This window comes from Paenibacillus hebaui, assembly GCF_051934385.1.
Classification (GTDB): Bacteria; Bacillota; Bacilli; order Paenibacillales; family Paenibacillaceae; genus Paenibacillus.
The window spans coordinates 5,130,694-5,150,622 of sequence record NZ_CP196836.1; the positions used below are offsets into that span (position 1 = coordinate 5,130,694).

General features: G+C 45.8%; 17 protein-coding genes. 2 read left to right on the forward strand and 15 right to left on the reverse strand.

The genetic code is table 11. The annotated features are described in order from the left end of the window. Positions 1-85 precede the first annotated feature (85 nt). The 10 genes from dnaJ to gpr form a co-directional block, all read right to left on the reverse strand. Entirely contained in the window at positions 86-1,207 is a 1,122-nt protein-coding gene (gene dnaJ, locus ACR32F_RS23310; RefSeq protein WP_440111210.1) for a molecular chaperone DnaJ, read from the reverse strand. A gap of 130 nt (positions 1,208-1,337) precedes the next feature. Further along, on the reverse strand, positions 1,338-3,182 hold the full coding sequence (dnaK, locus tag ACR32F_RS23315; RefSeq protein ID WP_440111212.1) for a molecular chaperone DnaK: 1,845 nt from the start codon (positions 3,180-3,182) through the stop codon (positions 1,338-1,340). A 334-nt stretch (positions 3,183-3,516) separates the two neighbouring features. Next, positions 3,517-4,092: a nucleotide exchange factor GrpE gene (gene grpE, locus ACR32F_RS23320; protein ID WP_440111214.1), complete on the reverse strand. Its 576-nt coding sequence runs from the start codon at positions 4,090-4,092 to the stop codon at positions 3,517-3,519. A gap of 40 nt (positions 4,093-4,132) precedes the next feature. Further along, entirely contained in the window at positions 4,133-5,164 is a 1,032-nt protein-coding gene (gene hrcA, locus ACR32F_RS23325) for a heat-inducible transcriptional repressor HrcA (protein WP_440111216.1), read from the reverse strand. A gap of 256 nt (positions 5,165-5,420) precedes the next feature. Further along, positions 5,421-5,891 carry an N-acetyltransferase gene (locus ACR32F_RS23330; RefSeq protein ID WP_440111218.1) on the reverse strand — a complete coding sequence of 157 codons (471 nt, stop codon included), beginning with the start codon at positions 5,889-5,891 and terminating at the stop codon, positions 5,421-5,423. A 118-nt stretch (positions 5,892-6,009) separates the two neighbouring features. Next, positions 6,010-7,194 carry a radical SAM family heme chaperone HemW gene (gene hemW, locus ACR32F_RS23335; RefSeq protein ID WP_440111220.1) on the reverse strand — a complete coding sequence of 395 codons (1,185 nt, stop codon included), beginning with the start codon at positions 7,192-7,194 and terminating at the stop codon, positions 6,010-6,012. Between the two features lie 160 nt (positions 7,195-7,354). Beyond that, entirely contained in the window at positions 7,355-9,169 is a 1,815-nt protein-coding gene (gene lepA / locus ACR32F_RS23340) for a translation elongation factor 4 (protein ID WP_440111222.1), read from the reverse strand. Between the two features lie 145 nt (positions 9,170-9,314). Continuing rightward, entirely contained in the window at positions 9,315-9,674 is a 360-nt protein-coding gene (locus tag ACR32F_RS23345; RefSeq protein ID WP_440111224.1) for a hypothetical protein, read from the reverse strand. Between the two features lie 45 nt (positions 9,675-9,719). Continuing rightward, entirely contained in the window at positions 9,720-11,015 is a 1,296-nt protein-coding gene (locus ACR32F_RS23350; RefSeq protein WP_440111226.1) for a stage II sporulation protein P, read from the reverse strand. 141 nt (positions 11,016-11,156) lie between these two features. Beyond that, positions 11,157-12,158: a GPR endopeptidase gene (gpr, locus tag ACR32F_RS23355; protein ID WP_440111228.1), complete on the reverse strand. Its 1,002-nt coding sequence runs from the start codon at positions 12,156-12,158 to the stop codon at positions 11,157-11,159. 175 nt (positions 12,159-12,333) lie between these two features. Here gpr and rpsT point away from each other — a divergent pair, with 175 nt between their 5' ends. Continuing rightward, the gene (gene rpsT / locus ACR32F_RS23360; protein WP_440111230.1) at positions 12,334-12,606 is read left to right on the forward strand and encodes a 30S ribosomal protein S20; all 273 of its coding nucleotides are present in this window, start codon (positions 12,334-12,336) and stop codon (positions 12,604-12,606) included. Positions 12,607-12,765: 159 nt separating this feature from the next. Here rpsT and holA read toward each other — a convergent pair whose 3' ends face one another. The 3 genes from holA to ACR32F_RS23375 form a co-directional block, all read right to left on the reverse strand. Then, a complete protein-coding gene (gene holA / locus ACR32F_RS23365; RefSeq protein ID WP_440111232.1) occupies positions 12,766-13,782 on the reverse strand; it encodes a DNA polymerase III subunit delta in 1,017 nt (338 codons plus the stop codon). Between the two features lie 205 nt (positions 13,783-13,987). Then, positions 13,988-15,274 (reverse strand): anti-sigma factor family protein, encoded by a 1,287-nt coding sequence (locus tag ACR32F_RS23370; RefSeq protein WP_440111234.1) that lies wholly within the window; start codon positions 15,272-15,274, stop codon positions 13,988-13,990. After that, on the reverse strand, positions 15,271-15,819 hold the full coding sequence (locus ACR32F_RS23375; protein ID WP_440111236.1) for an RNA polymerase sigma factor: 549 nt from the start codon (positions 15,817-15,819) through the stop codon (positions 15,271-15,273). The genes ACR32F_RS23370 and ACR32F_RS23375 overlap by 4 nt, the downstream gene beginning before the upstream one ends. 352 nt (positions 15,820-16,171) lie before the next feature. Here ACR32F_RS23375 and ACR32F_RS23380 point away from each other — a divergent pair, with 352 nt between their 5' ends. Then, positions 16,172-16,474, forward strand: coding sequence for a hypothetical protein (locus ACR32F_RS23380; protein ID WP_440111238.1), 303 nt, complete (start codon positions 16,172-16,174; stop codon positions 16,472-16,474). A 130-nt stretch (positions 16,475-16,604) separates the two neighbouring features. On the opposite strand, the gene ACR32F_RS23385 is transcribed toward ACR32F_RS23380, so the two are convergent. Both ACR32F_RS23385 and ACR32F_RS23390 read right to left on the reverse strand, forming a co-directional pair. Further along, positions 16,605-18,614 carry a stalk domain-containing protein gene (locus tag ACR32F_RS23385; RefSeq protein WP_440111240.1) on the reverse strand — a complete coding sequence of 670 codons (2,010 nt, stop codon included), beginning with the start codon at positions 18,612-18,614 and terminating at the stop codon, positions 16,605-16,607. Positions 18,615-18,927: 313 nt separating this feature from the next. Beyond that, positions 18,928-19,881, reverse strand: coding sequence for an alpha/beta hydrolase (locus ACR32F_RS23390; RefSeq protein ID WP_440111242.1), 954 nt, complete (start codon positions 19,879-19,881; stop codon positions 18,928-18,930). Between the last annotated feature and the right edge of the window lie 48 nt (positions 19,882-19,929).

Below are 19,929 nucleotides of genomic sequence, written 5' to 3' on the forward strand. Positions count from 1 at the left end.
TGCTAATCACTTGTACGCAAAAAAAGGACACCCCGCGGAGAAAACCGCTGTGGTGTCCTTTCTAATTTAATTATTCCTACAATGCTTAGTCACCGCGGAAAGCCCGCTTCACCCGGTCAAAGAAGGATTGTTCATGCTCATGTGTTTGTTCCCCATCCAGTGCAGCAATTTGGCGAAGCAGATCTTTCTGCTCGTCATTCAGCTTACTAGGTGTAACCACAACCACTTTCACATGCTGATCCCCTTGCCCCATGCCACGAAGGCGTGGTACACCTTTACCTTTGAGACGGAAATACGTTCCCGTTTGTGTACCTGCGGGTACCTTCAACTTCACTTTCTCGGTCAACGTTGGGATCTCAACCTCATCTCCCAATGCCGCCTGAGCAAAAGTAAGCGGAATCTCGCAATAGATATCGTCGCCTTCACGCTCAAAGAAATCATGTGTTTTCACTCGGATGACAATATACAGGTCTCCCGCTGGTCCGCCGCGCAGACCGCCTTCGCCTTCACCCGTCATGCGAAGTTGAGCGCCATCATCCACACCCGCTGGAATGCGAACATGAATTTTGCGTTGCTTGCGTACTTTACCATTGCCGCTGCACGTTGTGCATTTTTCCTTGATGATTTGCCCAGAACCGTTACAATTCGAACAAGCACGGCGATTGACCATACGGCCAAACGGTGTATTTTGTACAACTTCTTGTTGACCGCTACCTTGGCAGACAGAACAGGTTTCCGGTTTCGTTCCAGGTTTGGCACCTGAACCATGACAAGTGTCACAGCCTTCGGTACGCGGAATGGTAATGTCTGTTTCTTTGCCAAATATCGCTTCCTTGAATTCAATCGTCATCGTGTACTGTAGATCGTTCCCTCGTTGCGGAGCATTTGGATCACGTCGTCCGCCGCCACCGCCAAAGAACATATCGAAGATGTCGCCAAATCCGCCACCGCCAAAATCTCCGCCGCCGCCGAATCCGCCCTGATTCGGATCGATATGACCATATTGATCATACTGTGCCCGCTTCTGGCCGTCACTGACCACATCATAAGCTTCTTTAACTTCCTTAAATTTGGCTTCCGCATCAGCAGCCTTGTTTACGTCAGGATGATACTGACGGGCAAGCTTGCGGTATGCCTTTTTGATCTCCTCGTCGCTAGCCGTTTTACTGACGCCGAGCACCTCATAATAATCACGTTTTTCAGCCACTCTTCCACCCCCATATCATTCACCATATCGCACATCGTGACAAAAGGAAAGCCAAAGCACGGAGCCCCGGCTATGACTTTCCCTCTGATCCGAACGTCACCGATGTTTAATTCGCGAAGTGAACTGCGAATTAGTTTTGTTTTTTATCTTCATCCACAACTTCGTAATCAGCGTCTACGACGTTATCACGTTTCGCGGAACCTTGTTGCTCTTCAGCACCTTGGGCTTCTTGCTCTTGCGCCTGTGCTTGCTCATACAGTTTAACGGACAATTGTTGAACGATCTCTGTCAATTCCTCTGTAGCTGCTTTGATGTCTTCCAGGTTGTCGGAAGCGAGCACGCCTTGCAATTTTTCTTTCGCAGCATTAGCTTTTTCAACTTCGCCAGCATCTGCTTTTTCGCCAAGATCTTTAATCGTTTTGTCAACAGAGTAGATCAGTTGATCTGCGCTGTTTTTCGCTTCAACGAGTTCTTTGCGTTTTCTATCTTCTTCGGCATGCAACTCAGCATCTTTCATCATTTGCTCAACTTCAGCATCGCTCAAACCGCTGGAAGAAGTAATGGTGATTTTTTGAGTTTTGTTCGTGCCTTTATCGGTTGCAGATACGTTAACAATACCGTTGGCATCAATATCGAAGCTAACTTCGATCTGTGGAACGCCACGTGGAGCTGGAGGAATATCTCCGAGCATGAAACGTCCAAGCGATTTGTTACCCGCTGCCATCTCGCGCTCACCTTGCAGGACATGAATCTCAACGCTTGGTTGATTGTCTGCATACGTGGAGAATACTTGGGATTTGCTTGTAGGGATCGTTGTATTACGCTCGATCATTTTAGTGAATACACCACCCGCTGTTTCGATACCCAAGGACAATGGAGTTACGTCCAGCAATACAACGTCCTTCACGTCACCTGTCAGTACGCCCGCTTGTACAGCAGCACCCAAAGCTACAACTTCATCTGGGTTAACGCCTTTGTGAGGCTCTTTACCTGTCAGTTTTTTGATTGCTTCTTGTACTGCAGGAATACGTGTGGAACCACCAACCAAAACGATCTTGTTGATATCGTTAGCAGTCATGCCCGCATCGCTTAATGCGCGACGAGTTGGTTCAAGCGTACGCTCAACCAGACCTGCAGAGATTTCTTCAAATTTCGCACGGCTCAGGTTCACCTCTAAATGCTGAGGAACACCATCAGCAACAGTGATGAACGGCAGGGAGATCGTTGTAGTCAGTACGCCGGAAAGTTCTTTTTTCGCTTTTTCCGCTGCATCTTTCAAACGTTGAACCGCTGCTTTATCTTTACTCAAGTCAATGCCTTGATCTTTTTTGAATTCACTTACGAGATAATCAATGATCACTTGGTCAAAGTCATCGCCACCTAGTTGGTTGTCACCACTAGTTGCTTTAACTTCGAAGAAGCCGTCACCCAGTTCAAGAATCGATACGTCGAATGTACCGCCACCCAGGTCATATACGAGAATGGTTTGATCTTCGGATTTCTCCATACCATATGCCAGAGCTGCTGCTGTTGGCTCGTTGACAATACGCAGAACTTCCAAACCAGCGATTTTACCTGCATCTTTAGTCGCTTGACGCTGACTGTCATTGAAATAAGCCGGCACTGTGATAACTGCTTGAGTTACCGTTTGGCCCAGATAAGCTTCAGCATCGGATTTCAATTTTTGCAGGATAATTGCAGAGATCTCTTGTGGAGAGTAGTCTTTGCTATCGATTGTTTCTTTGTGGGAAGTACCCATATGACGTTTGATTGACATAATTGTACGGTCCGGGTTCGTGATCGCTTGGCGTTTGGCTGTTTCACCAACAACGCGCTCTCCATCTTTTTTGAAACCCACAATGGATGGGGTTGTACGTGCGCCTTCTGGATTCGGAATGACGACAGCCTCGCCGCCCTCCATTACCGCTACACATGAGTTGGTTGTTCCTAAGTCGATACCGATTACTTTGCTCATCGAAAAATTTCCTCCCTCAACAATTTAAAATGGATCAGATTGATCCTTATTTGTGCTTCTAATCATGCTCTATGTGTACAAACCTTTATATTAAACTTCGCCCACATCGTACAATCATGGAGTTGAACTCATTTCATTCATATAATACGTGTTCAAAAAGACCGGTTTTCAGTACCGAGAAGATGGGATGAAGCTAGAAATGGAGTAGCGGAGCGTAGGGAAAACTACGTGAGCAACGGACATTTCGGCTGAATTCCATATTCAATGCTGATGATGCCAGTAGGCATCCTTCGTAATCAAAAGCGGACTTTTTGAACAACCTCATATACAGAAATTATGAGCTTACCTTAACCATAGCCGGACGAAGTACTTTATCTTTCAGCATATAGCCTTTTTGGACTTCCTCAACAACGATACCTTCTTCGTACTCGTCGCTCTCCACTTGCATAATCGCCTGATGGAATTCAGGATTAAACGGTTGTCCTACCGAATTCATTGTAGTCAGACCTTCATTGTTCAGCACTGTTTCCAACTGACGGAAGATCATTTGCATGCCTTTGCCAAAAGATTCCGACTCTGTTCCTTCCGGGACAGTAGCCATAGCGCGCTCGAAGTTATCAATAACCGGGACCAATTCGGTGACCAGCTTCATCGAAGCGTATTTCGCCAGTTCCTCTTTTTCCTTCTGTGTACGGCGACGGAAGTTATCAAAATCAGCCTGTGCCCGGACAAAACGCTGTTGTTGTTCTTCAGCTTCTGCCTTCAGACGCGCAAGCTCATCCTGCTCCTGATCAGCCATCTCCTCAGCCTGTGCTTCTGCAGCACCCGCTTCGTTGACAGGCTCCTGCTCCGCTGCTGTAGTTGCTTGTTGTTCCTGTTCCTCTGTTGCGAATGATTGCTCCTCTTTCAAGATGTTCACCTCCTTACAAAAATGAAATGGTTCATTTCCCTTATTTGAAACGATGCGTTAGCATAGCCGTCAAATCACGGGATAATGTATTTAGAATATGAATGACACGTGCGTAATCCATCCGCGTGGGTCCCAGAATACCAATTGAACCCAAAGCCTCACCATCCAGTGAATAAGATGCCGTAATCAGGCTGCAGTTGGCAAAGGCTTCATGATCATTTTCGGTACCAATTCGCACCTGAATACCAGATCCACCCGGCACGGGCATCATCAATTTCATGAGTGTTGGCGTCTCATCCAGCAGATCAAGAATATCTTTTACCTTTTCGATATCTTTAAACTCAGGCTGAGTCAACATATTGGTAGCACCACTGAGGAACAGACGATTGTCATGTTCGTTGTCAAAAGCACTGTTCAGCACCTGCATGACTTCTTCATAACGTGTAATATGCCGTTCCATCTCTTGACCAAGCTCCGTATAGAGACGGGATTTCAACTTGTAGATCGGCACGCCGACCAGCTTGGTGTTTAATAGACGAACTACATTTTCCATCTCAGCTACCGAGATTTCTGGTGGAATCTGAACGGTTTTGTTCTCCACCTGACCCGTATTGGTCACGATAATAGCTACTGCTTCACTTTCATTCAGCGGGAGCAGTTGAAAATGACGAAGTGACGTATGAAAGACTTCCGGTCCCAACAGGATCGAAGTATAATTCGTCATATGTGACAAAATGTTAGATGCATGCTGGATCACTTGTTCCATTTCATTCAGCTTTTCAGCGAAGAATGACTTCAGATCATCCAATTCATGTGGCTCTACCTGATTCGAGGGAACCAGATGATCGACATAATATCGATATCCTTTGTGAGATGGAATGCGTCCAGCCGAGGTGTGCGGCTGTTCCAGAAAGCCCATATCTTCAAGGTCCGCCATTTCATTACGGATCGTGGCCGGACTATATCCAACATCGCCCCGTTTGGAAATGCTTCGGGACCCTACGGGCTCAGCTGAACGGATATAGTCATCCACTATAGCGTTCAGAATCATTCGTTGACGCTCGGTTAACATGGTGAATATTCCCTCCTTCTGACTGTACTGTCCCATGTCGTTAGCACTCCAGTTAGTTGAGTGCTAAGCGGTAATACAAAAATACCAAACTGACGTGAACGTTGTCAAGTCAGTTTGATGAGTGGGCTCATCTATTTATAGTATAGACCAATGCAGCCAAGTCATAACAACATATCATTATACGTGAAATGAAGTAAAAAGGACTGAATGAATGGCAGAGGTTGACTCGGCTCATTCCATGCAGTCCTTTCAGCGATTAAGCCGAAACATTAAGTTCCTTCAATACGGCGATCTCATCACAGCAATCCTGCTTGCTGCAATGAACACAGTCGGTCCATACCTTCTCAGGGAAAATATCTTTATCCACAACAGCAAAACCATTTTTGAGAAAAAAGGAAACTTCATAGGTCAACGCCATCACCTTTGGAATCTGCTGTTTCTCTGCTTCCTGCACCAGTCGGTCCAGCAAACGGGAACCAATCCCCAATCCTTTATGGCCTTCCGAGATGCCGAGGGATCTGACTTCCACCAGATCATTGCCCAGACGGCAAAGTGAACCGCAGCCCACAACTTCTCCATCGACTTCAGCTACAATAAAGTGCTCCAGCTGCCGGTGCAGTATATCGCGTGAACGCGGAAGCATGATCCCACGCTCTGCATAACCCTTAATCATTTCAAACAGTGGTTCAACATCTTCCTGCACGGCTTTTCTGCATATTACCGACATCCCGCTCTCCCCCTATTACCAAGCTTTCCAGAGGAAAGCCGACTTCGTAGTTGTTATAATAACACGCTCTGTAAAATCAATATGAATAAATATACAACAGAGCGTATAGAATTTCAAGCTACGAATTCAGCGATATGGACCCGATAAACTCGGCAAAAACGTCATTCCCGAACAGGATGCCCTGCTCACTTAGCCTGAAGCCGTCTGCCGTCCGCTCAAGCAGTCCCGCATTCAGCATTTTGCCCAGGGGCTTCGCAAACACTTCTTCCAAGGGCTCGCCGAACTGTTCGCTAAACCGCGATGATGAAGCACCCTCCAGCATTCTCAGTCCAACCATCAGGTAATCTTCCATCGCCTCGGCACGGCTGATCTCAAAATGATCCAAACGAGGCAGTCCACTACGGGAAGCTTCAACATACGGGTTTATACCTTTTATATTCATATGGCGTTCACGACCCACATATCCATGTGCGCCCGCACCCAGACCATAATAGTCCTCATTGCGCCAGTATGTGATATTATGACGACTCTCAAAGCCAGGCTTGGCAAAGTTACTGATCTCGTATTGTCCGTAACCCGCTTCTTTCATACGTTTCATTAATAGAAGATACATTTGCAGCTCGTCATCCTCATGAGGAAGTGGCAGCTGATTTTTCTGATACAACGTATGGAACAAGGTGTTCTCTTCCACCTTCAGGCTGTATATGGAATAGTGAGGCAGGTCCAGTGCCAGCGCTTTGTCGATACTCTCATTGAGCATCTCAACCGTTTGGTTTGGAAGACCAAACATCAGGTCAATCGAGAGATTATGCAGTCCTGCCGCTTGAGCATTCTCCAAACTGCGATATACATCATCCGTATTATGAATACGGCCAATGCCTGTCAACAGATCGTTTTGAAAAGCCTGAACACCAAAGCTGACGCGATTTACTCCGCCTTCTTTCATCGCTGCGAGCTTCTCCGCATCCGTCGTTCCGGGATTCGCTTCCATCGAAAACTCAATATCATCTGCCCAGTTCGGAAAATAAGTTTTGACGGAACGAAGAAATACAGCCATTTCATCCGGTTTCAATGCAGTCGGCGTACCGCCGCCCACAAAAATGGTTTTAATTTCTCCCGGTGGATTCGCTTTAACGGTGTGTTCCATCTCGCGCTCCAGCGCTTCAAGGTATTGCATTACGGGCTGATCTTTCAGCACGTAGGAGTTGAAATCACAATAAAAACATTTATTCGTGCAAAAGGGAATGTGAAGATACACCGCTTGGGGTGCACCTGTCTTCCGGCTGTATGCTGCCAATGTCATGGCAAGTCCCCCTCTATTTGAAAAAAGGAAAGCCATCCGGCTTCCCTTTCAGCTTGTTTTATTTATTATTCTGTGCAAAAACCAAAAATCTCGTTCATCCTTTCACACACAAATTATTGATGTACCAAAAGGATTCACGTGACGTTTGCAAGCAAACGTCTTAATCATCAATTTTCAGTACCGCCATGAATGCTTCCTGCGGCACCTCAACGTTACCTACCTGTTTCATCCGCTTCTTACCTTCCTTCTGCTTCTCGAGCAGTTTCCGTTTCCGCGAGATGTCACCACCATAACACTTGGCAAGTACGTTTTTACGCATGGCTTTTACCGTTTCACGAGCAACAACCTTGGTACCCACGGATGCCTGAATAGGCACCTCAAACATTTGCCGTGGAATCAGCTCACGCAACTTCTCACAGACAATGCGTCCGCGGTTATACGCACGATCACGGTGAACGATGAAGGACAGAGCATCAACCTGTTCGCCATTAAGTACAATATCCATTTTCGCCAGATTGGACTGACGGTAACCGGACAACTCATAATCCAGGGATGCATATCCTTTGGTGCCGGATTTCAACTGGTCGAAGAAGTCATATACAATCTCGGACAACGGAATCTCATAGGTAATGGTAACCCGGGTGGTGTCCAGATATTCCATATTCACATATTCACCGCGTTTATTCTGGCACAGCTCCATAATGGTACCGACATAATCATTCGGTACGATAATATTTGCCTTGACGTATGGTTCCTCGACGTAATCAATCCGTCCCACCTCAGGATAGTTGGATGGGTTGTCGATTTTCATCACTTCACCATTCGTTAAGGTGACGTGGTAGATTACACTTGGTGCAGTTGTGATCAACGGAATGTTAAACTCCCGCTCGATCCGCTCCTGGATAACGTCCATGTGAAGCAGTCCAAGGAATCCACAACGGAATCCAAAACCGAGTGCACTGGACGTTTCCGGTTCAAAGCTCAGAGACGCATCGTTCAACTGCAATTTCTCAAGTGCTTCACGCAGGTCAACATAGTCCGATGTTTCAATCGGATAGAGACCGCAGTACACCATTGGATTAATTTTGCGGTAGCCTGGTAGCGGTTCAAGCGTTGGATTTTTGGCGTCTGTTACCGTATCCCCGACTTGTGTATCGCCTACATGCCGGATACCTGCAACGATAAATCCAACATCCCCGACGTTCAGCTCGTCCACGATGGTCATGCGAGGTTTGAACACTCCAACTTCAATCACTTCAAACGATTTACCTGTTGCCATCATTTTGATTTTGGAACCCGATTTGATCTTGCCGTCGATAACACGCACATAGACGATTACACCTTTGTACGGGTCATAGTGCGAGTCAAAAATCAGCGCTTTTAAAGGCTGATCAGGATCACCCTCTGGTGCAGGTACACTTTGCACCACTTGCTCCAAAATCTCTTTGATTCCGATACCTGCCTTGGCCGAAGCCAGAACAGCATTGCTCGTATCCAAACCAATAACATCTTCCACTTCCTGCTTCACCCGTTCAGGATCAGCGCTTGGAAGGTCGATTTTGTTGATAACCGGTAAAATTTCAAGGTTGTTGTCCAATGCCAGATACACGTTGGCAAGTGTTTGGGCTTCAATTCCCTGAGCCGCATCCACAACCAGCAGAGCACCTTCACATGCAGCAAGACTGCGTGATACTTCATACGTGAAGTCTACGTGTCCCGGTGTATCAATCAGATTCAATAAATACTCTTCACCGTCATCAGCTTTGTAGCTCAGAGCAACTGCCTGTAGCTTGATCGTTATTCCACGTTCGCGTTCAAGGTCCATCTTATCCAGAACCTGTTCCTGCATTTCACGTGAAGTGAGCGCACCTGTGTACTCCAAGATCCGGTCCGCAAGTGTTGATTTGCCGTGATCTATATGTGCAATAATAGAAAAGTTACGAATTTTACGTTGTCTTGCCCGAATGTCAGTCATTCCTTACCCCCAGAAACAGCCTAGTGTCAATCACTTCATTATAACAGTTGATGCAAGGTGCATCAATCCCGTGATGTCCCAACTTTATAATAAAGTCACAATTAAGAACTCCCAGGAGTATATTGTACCTTTATTTCATAGCGTTTTATTCAGCAACTCTGCTAAATAAAGAGACTACCCACTTGATTCCATTATGAGACAGATTTTGAAGAAGACCTGCCGTTTTGTCGGCAAGCACGTCGACAGGGGCTTTGCTCTGTTCTGCGCCAAGCACCTGACTCGGTGACATAACAGGTACAACCGGGGGTTCCTTGACCTCCTGTTGCATAGGTTTAGCTTGAACAGCTTCGACAGCCGGTGTATCTGGTTCTGTTTTTACAACCGCCGAGTTCACACTGGAATCATCAACCATATGAAAGTTGCTGCCTCCCAGCTGCATTCCGAACAGAACACCCAGCAACATTAATACAGCAATGGATAACAACCTTTTGCCGAATCTGGACACATCCTTCTCCTCCTGTCATGTATCTACTTCTCTCAATTAAATGGACTAGCCGCTCTGCGACGTTGTGCGAGCACTTGCTTTGTCCACTTTCTGATCTTCCCAATACACCTGGGCAATCATGTCAGCGAGAGCCTTCGAAGTTCGCTTAAGTTCAGCGGCCGTATTGTCTATGCCTCCAATCTCAATCAAAATGCTATTGGGTGAGAGCGTCTGATTGTACTCGCCATTGTTACCTCCGCCGCCATTTTTACCCCAGACCCCACGGGATACCCCCGGATATTTCGCTTCCAGCTTCTTATGAATTTTTGCTGCAAAAGCTTCGTTCTGCTGCCAATTCGGATTTTCATGTCCAATAATAAAATATACTTTGGCATAGCCCAGATTATTAATGGTCGTTGTTGTTTTGTTATGACGTTGTGAGTCGCGGTGAATATCAATGAGATACATAAGGTCATCATGTTGAGAAAGTGCAGCTTTCACAGTCTGGCGGGAATATTTGTAGGAAAAGTTCCAGTTGTAATCCTTGACTTTGGTTGGATAATCCTCTTTGGCGTGCTCTACTCCAAGCCCTAGCGTCTCCAGGCTGTCGGACAAGTAGGTTCCCACTTGAAAAACATTACCTGTAGATTTACCAGAAGAAGGATTGTCACTCTTGGTACCCAGGAGTGGATTGTACCCTTCACGTGGATGGGAATGATAGACGAGAATCGCTTTTTTATCTGTTGAAGGTTTGCCATTGTCGACGTTCCCACCACTCTTCGGCGGTGGATCTCCCTTGACTTCTCCATCACCAGGCACCTCCGGGTCAGATGGATCGGTATTATCCTGACCTGGCGGAACATGCAGATCGCCTCCTGACTTACCCCCACTTGCAGAAGCTGTATCCGTAAGTCCCGGACCAGGCTGATAATCTTCAGGAGCTTCCGCTTTTTCATTCCCGGAGCCCGGCCGCAGCAGCACAGGCTGATTGGCGCCCATGCCCGGCATTTCTCTCGCAATTAGGCTTTTGGGGTCCTGCGGATTCACATTCGTCAGCAATTGGAATACAAAAGAGGTCAGATTTTCACCGGAAAATGCAGAGGTCTGTTCCTTCTGGGTGAGATGAGGCATCTCCATGCCGAGCATGTCCACAAAAAAACGGCTTGATACGGCACTCGCGAATCCTTTCATTGAAGAAACCGGTGAGTTATTCAATTTTTTCTCTGCCATCCCTCCAAGACCCAGTACAACAAAAAATAAGGCAGATATAATCATAAGCAACAACAACGTACGGCCCATGGCCAGCACGTGCAGACATCTCTTTTTCCACTTCCCAATGTTCCACGCCAATATTTTATTCATTCTTCTGTCTCCTTCCTAGCTGGACAACTCTTATACTTCAACTCTATGAGCCGGCTAGATTTGATAGAACAGGAAAAGAAGATTAATAAACAAAAAAGAAAGTCCGATAGATTCGGACCTTCTTGTCAGGAGGTTTAGTTTTTAATGGGTATAGGCAGCTACATTGTCAGGATTAACTGCATCATGTAATGCAGCATTCAGGCCCGAAGCAATAACGTTTGCAATTCCCTCAATAAATTCATCGATTTCCTTTGGCGTTACAATCAGATCATGACCCAACGGCTCCAGTACTTCTTTTACCAAACTAAGGCGGTCTTCTTCACCGATATCGTCCAGCATACCCATAATCTGTTTGGTCTGATCGGTTTCCTGCCGGAAATGGGTTCGCATCATTTCGATGGCGTTATTTACGATAGTAGACGCATAACATACTGTTGGTACACCGATGGCAATGCAGGGAACGCCCAAAATTTCACGTGTCAATCCACGTCGTTTATTGCCGATACCTGAACCGGGGTGGATCCCAATGTCTGCTACCTGAATTGTTGTATTCACACGTTCCAAGGAACGGGAGGCCAGAGCATCAATCGCAATAATCGCATCCGGCTTGGTTCGTTCCACAATGCCTTGCACGATGTCACTGGACTCAATACCTGTTGTACCCAGTACACCTGGAGCAATGGCACTGACTTCGCGATAACCTGGCGCCACCTGATCGGGCACCAATTCAAAATACTGACGGGTGACCATCAGATTCTCCACGACCAATGGTCCGAGCGAATCGGGGGTTACATTCAGGTTGCCTAAACCAACAATAAGCACCTTGGACGTCTTGTTAATTCCTGCTTTGATCATGAAATCTTCCATTTCACGTGTGAATTCAGCCGCGACCCGTCCCTGAAGTTCTGTATCCCCGTTACGGAGTGTCGGAACCTCCAATGTGACGTAGTGACCCTTCACACGTCCGATTGCCTTCGCGGCGACTTCATCCAATACATCAATCCGTGTGATGGTGATGCCATCTTTCTTTTCCACATCTTCCCGTAGCCCGGGAATGGTCTGTTTCTGTCCACCCTGAGCCATCTCCTTGGAGTCGATCGCCAAGTCGGTGCGAACTGTATAGTTTTGCAAATCGAGTGTCATCGGTTCATGCCTCCCTTACCGCATTTGAGCATATTGTGTGGGAAAAGGGCGTGCTTTATACAGCGTCACGCAATATCGTAGGAAAATCTGTTGCAATTTGCATGCCAGCGTGCTAGAATATTTTAAGTTGTGAAACGTTTGTATTCATGCAAATGCCTTACAGGAGGTGAATGTAATGCCAAACATCAAATCCGCTGTTAAACGCGTAAAAACGAACGAAAAGCGCCACGCTCTCAACGCTTCCCAGAAGTCTGCACTTCGTACAGCTGTTAAAGCTGCTGATGCTGCCCTGGTAAGTAACGAAGTTGATACTGCAAAAGCTGCGATTCAAGCTGCTTCCAAAAAGCTGGACAAGGCTGTAACTAAAGGTCTGGTTCATAAAAATGCAGCTGCACGCAAAAAGTCTCGCTTGGCGAAAAAACTGAACGCTCTTTCCGCACAAGCGTAAGAAGCGTTACTTATACGATCTAAATGGAAAAATCCTGAACAGCACGAGCTTTCAGGATTTTTTAGTATCTGATTCTATAAGCACTTACACAAACAAAGCGACCCGTATTCCGTTGATTAAGTATCAGCAGAACACGGGTCGCTTTGTCGTATAACTATATTATGCTCCAAGCCTTAGCAAGAACAGCTCAAGTCCCAACACTTTATCCACTGCTCCTGTCTTCAACTGATAATCCAGTTCGCTTAAGTGACTCAGAATCAGCCTCAAGCGTTCGGCTTGAAACTTGCGGGCCTGCTCACCAGCGATTTTCACGGCATATGGATGCAAACCGAGTTGGCTCGCAATTTGCTGTTGTGAATAGCTGTGCTGGCCCAGTTCTTTCACCTGGATCATAATTCGAAACTGGCGAGCGATTAATGCAGCAATTTTGATCGGTTCTTCCCGTTGCTTCAGCAACTCATAAAAGAGACCCAACGCTTTCTCCAGCCGCAAATTGGCGAGTTCCTCCACCAGCGCAAACACATTCTGCTCCGTACTACGTGCAACCAGTGACTCGATATCAGAGCGTTTGATCATGCCTCCGTTACCCGCATACAAACACAGCTTATCCACTTCAGCGGATAACGTCTGCAGACCTGTTCCAGCATAGCTTATGAGCAGATCAGCCGCTCCAGCTTCAAAGGAAACATCCCGCTGCTTCGCCAGCTTCACAACCCAACTGAGCAGTTCCTCGCCACTCAGCGGAGCAAAAGAGAGAACTACCGCCTGTTTCTTGACAGCCTTCACCAGTTTCTTACGTTCATCGAGCTTATCCCCTTGAGCCAGAAAAACAATAATACTATAATCTGCCGGATTCTCCATATATGTAAGCAGCCGGTCTACCTGGTGATCGATCTTGGAATCTTTGCCTGCTGTGAACAGGTTGGCATCTCGAACGATAATCAGTTTACGTGGAACTAGAAAAGGTACCGTCTCGGCTTCTTCAATCACAAGCTCCACAGCTGTTTCAGACAAATCATATGGAATAATTGCAAAATCACGATGTTCTTCTTCAATAACCTGTTCTTTTAACATATCCGTAAATTGCTGTATCTGGTATTTCTCCGTTCCATACAGCACATAGATTGGCGCCGTTTCTCCACTGCGTATTGCTTTTGTTGCACTTTTCACATCCATCACGGTGCCTCCTTATCCCTCTTATCCTACCAGAAAAAGCGACAGACAACAAAGGGACCTTACATCCGATTAACGGATGAAGGCCCCTTGTCCTACATCTATATAAACGCTGACACCAGCAGTTCTAGAAAAAGCTGGCACGCGGTCATACGACGTCAGTTGTTTTAACTGAGATAGGACGTTGTTGTTGCTTCAGTATATTCACTTATTTCGTGGAGGTTCCACCCGAGCTGGAAGATACATTAAACGATTTTTTCTCGGTTGTTCCGTCCTTGTCCGTCTCGTAATTGAATTGGGTACTATCCTTAGACCAACTAGCTGTCTTCAGTGTCCCTTCTACATTGCGCTGTTCGACCAAATTAAGAACGTCCGGGTCATTGGCAGGTCTGGAGTAGATACTAATTTGATCTCCGGTCAGCATGACCAGATAGGAGCCGTCCGGTGATTTCCATTCTTTTGGAGTTGCGGCTGTAGATATTTCCTGCTCAGGACCGACTAACCCCTTATTCCCTCCAGCAGATTCTGTTACTGTCCCGGAATCGGGATTAGTACTATCTTCTACCGGCGCATCCTCGTTAACATTAGGCATTACATCCTGCGCGCTGAACGATTTTGGATCTCCATTATCCGGTACGGTCGTTCCATTCTCTTCTGAACTTGCCGGAGGTACCGTAGCACTACCCGAGTCCTGATTTCCCTGCCGAGACTCTGGATTCGGGTCCAAATCCTTCTTACTCTCGGAAGAATTGGAATTGGGTTTAACGTCATCCTTGACGCCTTTATTCGTGGTAGGCGTCGATTCAGTCGCAGGTTGTTTAGGCGTTGGGTCTTCCTGTACTTTTACTTCAGGCTCCTGTACCTTATCTACACCATTCTCTTCAGGAATGGTTTCTGATCCTGGGTTATCTCCTTCAGTTGAGGAATCATTTGATTCACGAACAAATACATCGTTGCTACTTTCTCCGGGCGAAGTTGCCGAATCATTATTATTAACATCTTTGCTTAATGGATTCTGATCGACATTGCCACTCTCTTGAGCACTTCCGGATCTCATCATAGCCAAATCCGCATTTTCAATCTGTTCTGGCTGATATCCCCAGATCGCAAATCCCAGTACAACTGCAGCTGCTGCACCCATCGACATTCGTCCCACCATGGAATTAAGCCATTTTTGCTTCGTTTTCCGCTCACTTGAACGCTGTAAATTCTCAAATGCCGCGGGGACAGGACTCATTTCTTGAATTGTGCTACTTTGTTCCCTCCGCGCTTCGTCAATGGCATCCAATTGTGGCATAATCGCATCAACCAAACTAAACTTCGGGCTCACTTGCGGTAATTCTTCCAGTTCTCTGGAAAGAGCTCTGAGTAAACTAAAATTCTCGGCGCACTCCGGGCATATGGCCACATGCTGTAGCATTTGCGCTGTTTCCGCCTCGCCCAGATCATGATCCAGATACCGGTGCATCCTTTCCACCACCTCTTCGCATTTCATCCTGTCACACCACCTTTCTGATACTCCTGTAGTAGATTTTGCAATTGCTGTCTGGCTCTGAACAAATAAGATTTCACGGTATTTAACGGAAGATCAAGACAATCCGCAATTTCGTTGTAGGATAAATCCTGCAAGTATCTGAGAACAATAACGGTACGATGATGCTCGGGAAGCTTGTTAATTGCGTCCTGAATATCCTTTGCCACATATGTGGACATCACTTCGAATTCCACATCCTGATTGTCCTGAAAAACCATATCATGTTCGTCAATGGAGACGGATGGTTTGGTTCTTCTGAATTTATCAATACAGATGTTCGTGACGATGCGTTGAACCCATGTCTTAAACTGGGCCTTTTCCTCATACGAATTAATCTTGGTGTAAATTCGGATCAACGCTTCCTGAGCAGCATCCAAAGCGTCCTGTTCATTATTTAGAATGTAATATGCGGTCCGATAGACGTGTTGTTCAATCTCCCGCAATAGGGTAATTAGAGCGTCGCGATCGCCCGATTGAGCGGCTCTGATGAGTTCCGGCTCTACCACAAAGGATCCCCCTCTCCCTGCAACCTTACAGACGTGACCATCAATAAAATTGTTGCAAAGTTAAGTATTTTTTTTATATTGCCATAACAAAATAACGGCTTATGTATGGGGCCGCTAAAATCTCCTCTTAGAATAACAGAAATTGCATAATGAGTCACCAAACCAGATCAAAACTCATTCCAATACTTACACGACTCAATTTAATTGCCATAGCATACATTATAGCTAACCACTTTTTTTGGTCCTAAAATAAAAAAAAGTCGAAATTTGTCCAAATTTAAGCTATTTTTAATGCAATTTTCATGAAAATTATGTATTGTAAATTTACATTCATAAACACGAGGTGATGAGCATGCCAGCTCTTGCAAAAATTCAAGCTTTAAAAGAACAACTGCCCAAAGAATACCAAAGTATTTCCCATTTTGTGGAGCATGCATTGCAAAGTATTGATACTTTGGTTGAGGAACACCGAAAATACACGGCTGCACAGGCGTTGTACGGGGATAAAATTGTCGGATCGGAAGAACGCCTGTACAGAGAAACGGTACTTGATGTAAGAGCACAGCTCTTGCTTACACTTGAGAAAACCGTTGAAGATCTGTTACACAAAGGTGACAAACACTGGAACAAACATTTTAAAGATGGTGTGGAATAATTCTTTTATTCGTCCAACATTTTAAAAAATGGCCCGTTTTCCGATATACTCTCTGGTGGGAAGTAACGGAAAGCGGGCTTTTTTGTGCTGTCACTTGCAATCAAATGAAAAAACTAATTGGTGTACAACTTCAGTACCTCACCATCAGTTTGCCATCAACAAAACCTAAAGCTCTTATTCCTGCAGAGCTAGCATACACCCAAACTTCGATCTTGCCTTTTGAACTCGTTTCGTGCGTAATGCTATTTGGATCTCCCCACGCCCAGCGCGCCTGTGTCGTTGTCATCCCCAAAGCGACTTCTCCAGCAATAATCTTATTCCATGTGGACTGGGACCATTTATATTTTTGATAAGGATCGTAGGGGAAGAATTGATCGATATTTGCCAGCATCTCTGTCACGGTAGATGCAGTACCTCCTGCATAAGCAATAACTGTTTTTCCTTTTGCATTACGGAACACAACAGAGTAGCTCTTATCTTCAGAGTTAAACTTCTCAATCTTAATATCTGTTATGGTCACTTTGCTGAAACGTCGCCCAAGATCCGTGTAATCGTTGATCCAATACGTCTTTCCGATCAATCGACTAAGACTGCCCAGTTCTTTTTTCTTGATTAACGCTTGTGTATCCTTCGACTCAACCATAATGACTGACTTTCCAACCAGAACTTTGGCCTGTTTCAACTCTGCATCCCACCGAACTTGAATGCCCGCCGTCTGACTTAACAGATGCGCAGGAAATACCGTTTGTCCTCCGATGGTTTGTACTTTCCCTTTCATCTTAAGTTCTTTGTTGTTAAATCGCGCAATAGCACTTCCTTTTCGCAAAACAATTCTGTCATTTCCATATTGAATCTCAAAAGATGAACCTTTAACATCAACTTTGGCTCCTAATGTCTTCAAAACGGACTGTACTGGTAAATATATAGTTCCCTCCAACAATGCAGCACCTGACAACTTTTGCTGTGAGTCAACATTCAACTGGAAGCTCGAAGTCAGATCACCTTTCTTTAACGTTACTTTGGTTGTTCCCATGCCTGTAACCTTTAGTTTGCCGTCTGCTTGAATCTGTGCAACTTGCGGCTGTTCCACTGTTATTTCTTCAGGCAAAGGTGTACGCTTGGTTTTGAACCCGTTGCTATATTTCTCCTGAACAGTAAGTGGGATTGAATCTCCAATAACTGCTTCTTTGGAAGATGCCGTCAACGTTACTTCTTTTAATGATGGAGCTAAGAGAGGTGTAATTTTTCCATTGTCATACATAATCCAGGAACCGTCCTGCAATTTTGCATACAATTCACCAAGATCAGCAGAGTATACAACTTGGTTAACATTCGTTAATCCCGGCAACTGCTCAGACTTGTATTTGGCAGTTCCATCATAACTCCATACGGTTCCATCACTCTTTACCGCAAGCAACTTATGCTTATCTCCTAACCAGGTTATTGACTGCACATCATTCGCAATCGTTACCTGTTCATCCTTGTACAACACACTTACAATCACTACAGAGCCATCATTCTTCAACACAGCCGCATACGCGCTGTTCAGTGCAATCGCTTTACCGTTAGGTACGTTGTCTGCTTTACGCACTTTGTTTCCATAGCTGGCGTAATACACATCTCCAGACGAGGATAATGCGCTAAAAAAATATTCCCCCTGATCCGGTCCAACATCAATGATGGATTCCAAGCCTTTAATCTGTTCCCCTTTAGTATGAAGTGTTCCATCTTGAAGAAGAACTAATCCATGCCCATATACCTTTACTATTCCATTGTATTGGGTAAACTCTGGTTTATGTGCATTATCCCTATCCCATCCAATGACCTGCCCGTTCGCATTCCAGCCGAAGATCGAGTGGGTGTCGGCGTTGGAGATACCGATCAGGTTCCGACTCTGCGTCCATACACCACTGACGCTCCCTTTGGACCAGATGGTACCATCATCCAATACATAGTTGTTCCTGTCGATGACTGACACGATTGAACGGCTTGAAGATGACGCTGCATTCACAGAGGACGAACCAACCAATATACTGGTTATCATCATTCCAATCCATATACCAAGTGTCAGCCTAAACCATGTAACCTGATACCTCTTTGTTGCATTAATCTTTTTGTCTGTAGTCTGTAAACTATCCATGTGTCTGTTCCCCTTCTCTTTCTGTGCCCTAGTGCCACTGTTGTACTAGTTTAACCTGTGCCTAACTACTATTCGGTAAATATACCCATTATCCTGCAATACAAGATTTGTTATTGGCTGTGCTTCTAGTACGTCAACACCACGTGATCTTGGTTTCCTTAACGGAGAACTTTATTAAGCTTACTTTCTGCCTTTCAGCTCGACAAATAAAAGAAGCAGCCTGCCAACCTGCAGACTGCCCCATGCTTTTTGAACTAACGTTTTCCATTAGATAAAAGGTCCTGATGTGATGAATAATGCGGTTGGATGGATATCAACAATGGCTCTTTTTGGGATGCAGTGCTCGGTCCATTGCATCCATATAGCCCTGAATGGCGCGCTGACTCACTTCTGTTTCTGGAACGAATATTTCGAAAAGGTGAAAGCAACCGGGATACAATTGAAATTCGACATCCACACCTGCTTGTGCAAGTCGTGTTACATACTCGATCGTTTCGTCTCGGAATAGATCGAGTTGACCTACACATGTGTAGGTAGGCGGCAATCCTGCCAAGTTGTCCGCTATAGACGGTACCGCATAGGGAGATCCCGCGCTAACATCGTTCTCCTCGCCCAGGTACATGTTCCAAGCTGCCAAGTTGTCCTTTCGGTTCCAGACTGCGCCTTCTTCCGTAATCTCATGGCTTGACGGCGTGATGTTACGGTTGTCAAGCATCGGGTACAACGGCATTTGGAAGATGATAGACGGTCCTCCTTGATCACGTGCCATCAGCGCGAGTGCTGCTGTCAGCCCGCCACCACCGCTTGCACCGGCAATGGCAACCCGATTCACATCAATGCCAAGCAATTCTGCCTCCTCCGTCATCCATACCAAGCCTGCATAACAATCTTCAATCGCCGCCGGGTAAGGATGCTCGGGAGCAAGCCTATAATCGACCGATACAACAACGCATTCAGCTGTCTGAACGAAGCGTTCACACAACTCGTCGTCCATATCAGGATGTCCCAACACGTACCCGCCCCCGTGAATCCATAACATGGCTGGAAGCAAGTCATCCGTTCGCCCGGCAGGCTCATAAATTTTCACCAGCATCTCGCCTCCAGCCCCCGGAATTTTCCGACGGGTTGTGTTTACATCCTCTGATCTCTTCACAGGCGCAGCCGACACTAAGCTCCTGCTCCACTCTAAATTCTCCTCCAATTGAAACCCTGGAAATTGTGAATATACCTCTTTTAATTCTGGTCGTATACGTGTTTCAATACTCATGAAAACCCCTCCAAATCAAATTCGTTCGTTCACATTTTCCCCATAGAT

Bases quoted from the DNA above. Each gene is read 5' to 3' on its own strand.
- ACR32F_RS23390 (WP_440111242.1), bottom strand. From the start codon at position 19,881: ATGAGTATTGAAACACGTATACGACCAGAATTAAAAGAGGTATATTCA.
- dnaK (WP_440111212.1), bottom strand. From the start codon at position 3,182: ATGAGCAAAGTAATCGGTATCGACTTAGGAACAACCAACTCATGTGTA.
- gpr (WP_440111228.1), bottom strand. From the start codon at position 12,158: ATGACACTCGATTTGCAAAACTATACAGTTCGCACCGACTTGGCGATC.
- rpsT (WP_440111230.1), top strand. From the start codon at position 12,334: ATGCCAAACATCAAATCCGCTGTTAAACGCGTAAAAACGAACGAAAAG.
- holA (WP_440111232.1), bottom strand. From the start codon at position 13,782: ATGGATGTGAAAAGTGCAACAAAAGCAATACGCAGTGGAGAAACGGCG.
- ACR32F_RS23380 (WP_440111238.1), top strand. From the start codon at position 16,172: ATGCCAGCTCTTGCAAAAATTCAAGCTTTAAAAGAACAACTGCCCAAA.
- lepA (WP_440111222.1), bottom strand. From the start codon at position 9,169: ATGACTGACATTCGGGCAAGACAACGTAAAATTCGTAACTTTTCTATT.
- ACR32F_RS23385 (WP_440111240.1), bottom strand. From the start codon at position 18,614: ATGGATAGTTTACAGACTACAGACAAAAAGATTAATGCAACAAAGAGG.
- ACR32F_RS23330 (WP_440111218.1), bottom strand. From the start codon at position 5,891: ATGTCGGTAATATGCAGAAAAGCCGTGCAGGAAGATGTTGAACCACTG.
- hemW (WP_440111220.1), bottom strand. From the start codon at position 7,194: ATGACATTGGCAGCATACAGCCGGAAGACAGGTGCACCCCAAGCGGTG.
- ACR32F_RS23350 (WP_440111226.1), bottom strand. From the start codon at position 11,015: ATGAATAAAATATTGGCGTGGAACATTGGGAAGTGGAAAAAGAGATGT.
- ACR32F_RS23370 (WP_440111234.1), bottom strand. From the start codon at position 15,274: ATGAAATGCGAAGAGGTGGTGGAAAGGATGCACCGGTATCTGGATCAT.
- hrcA (WP_440111216.1), bottom strand. From the start codon at position 5,164: ATGTTAACCGAGCGTCAACGAATGATTCTGAACGCTATAGTGGATGAC.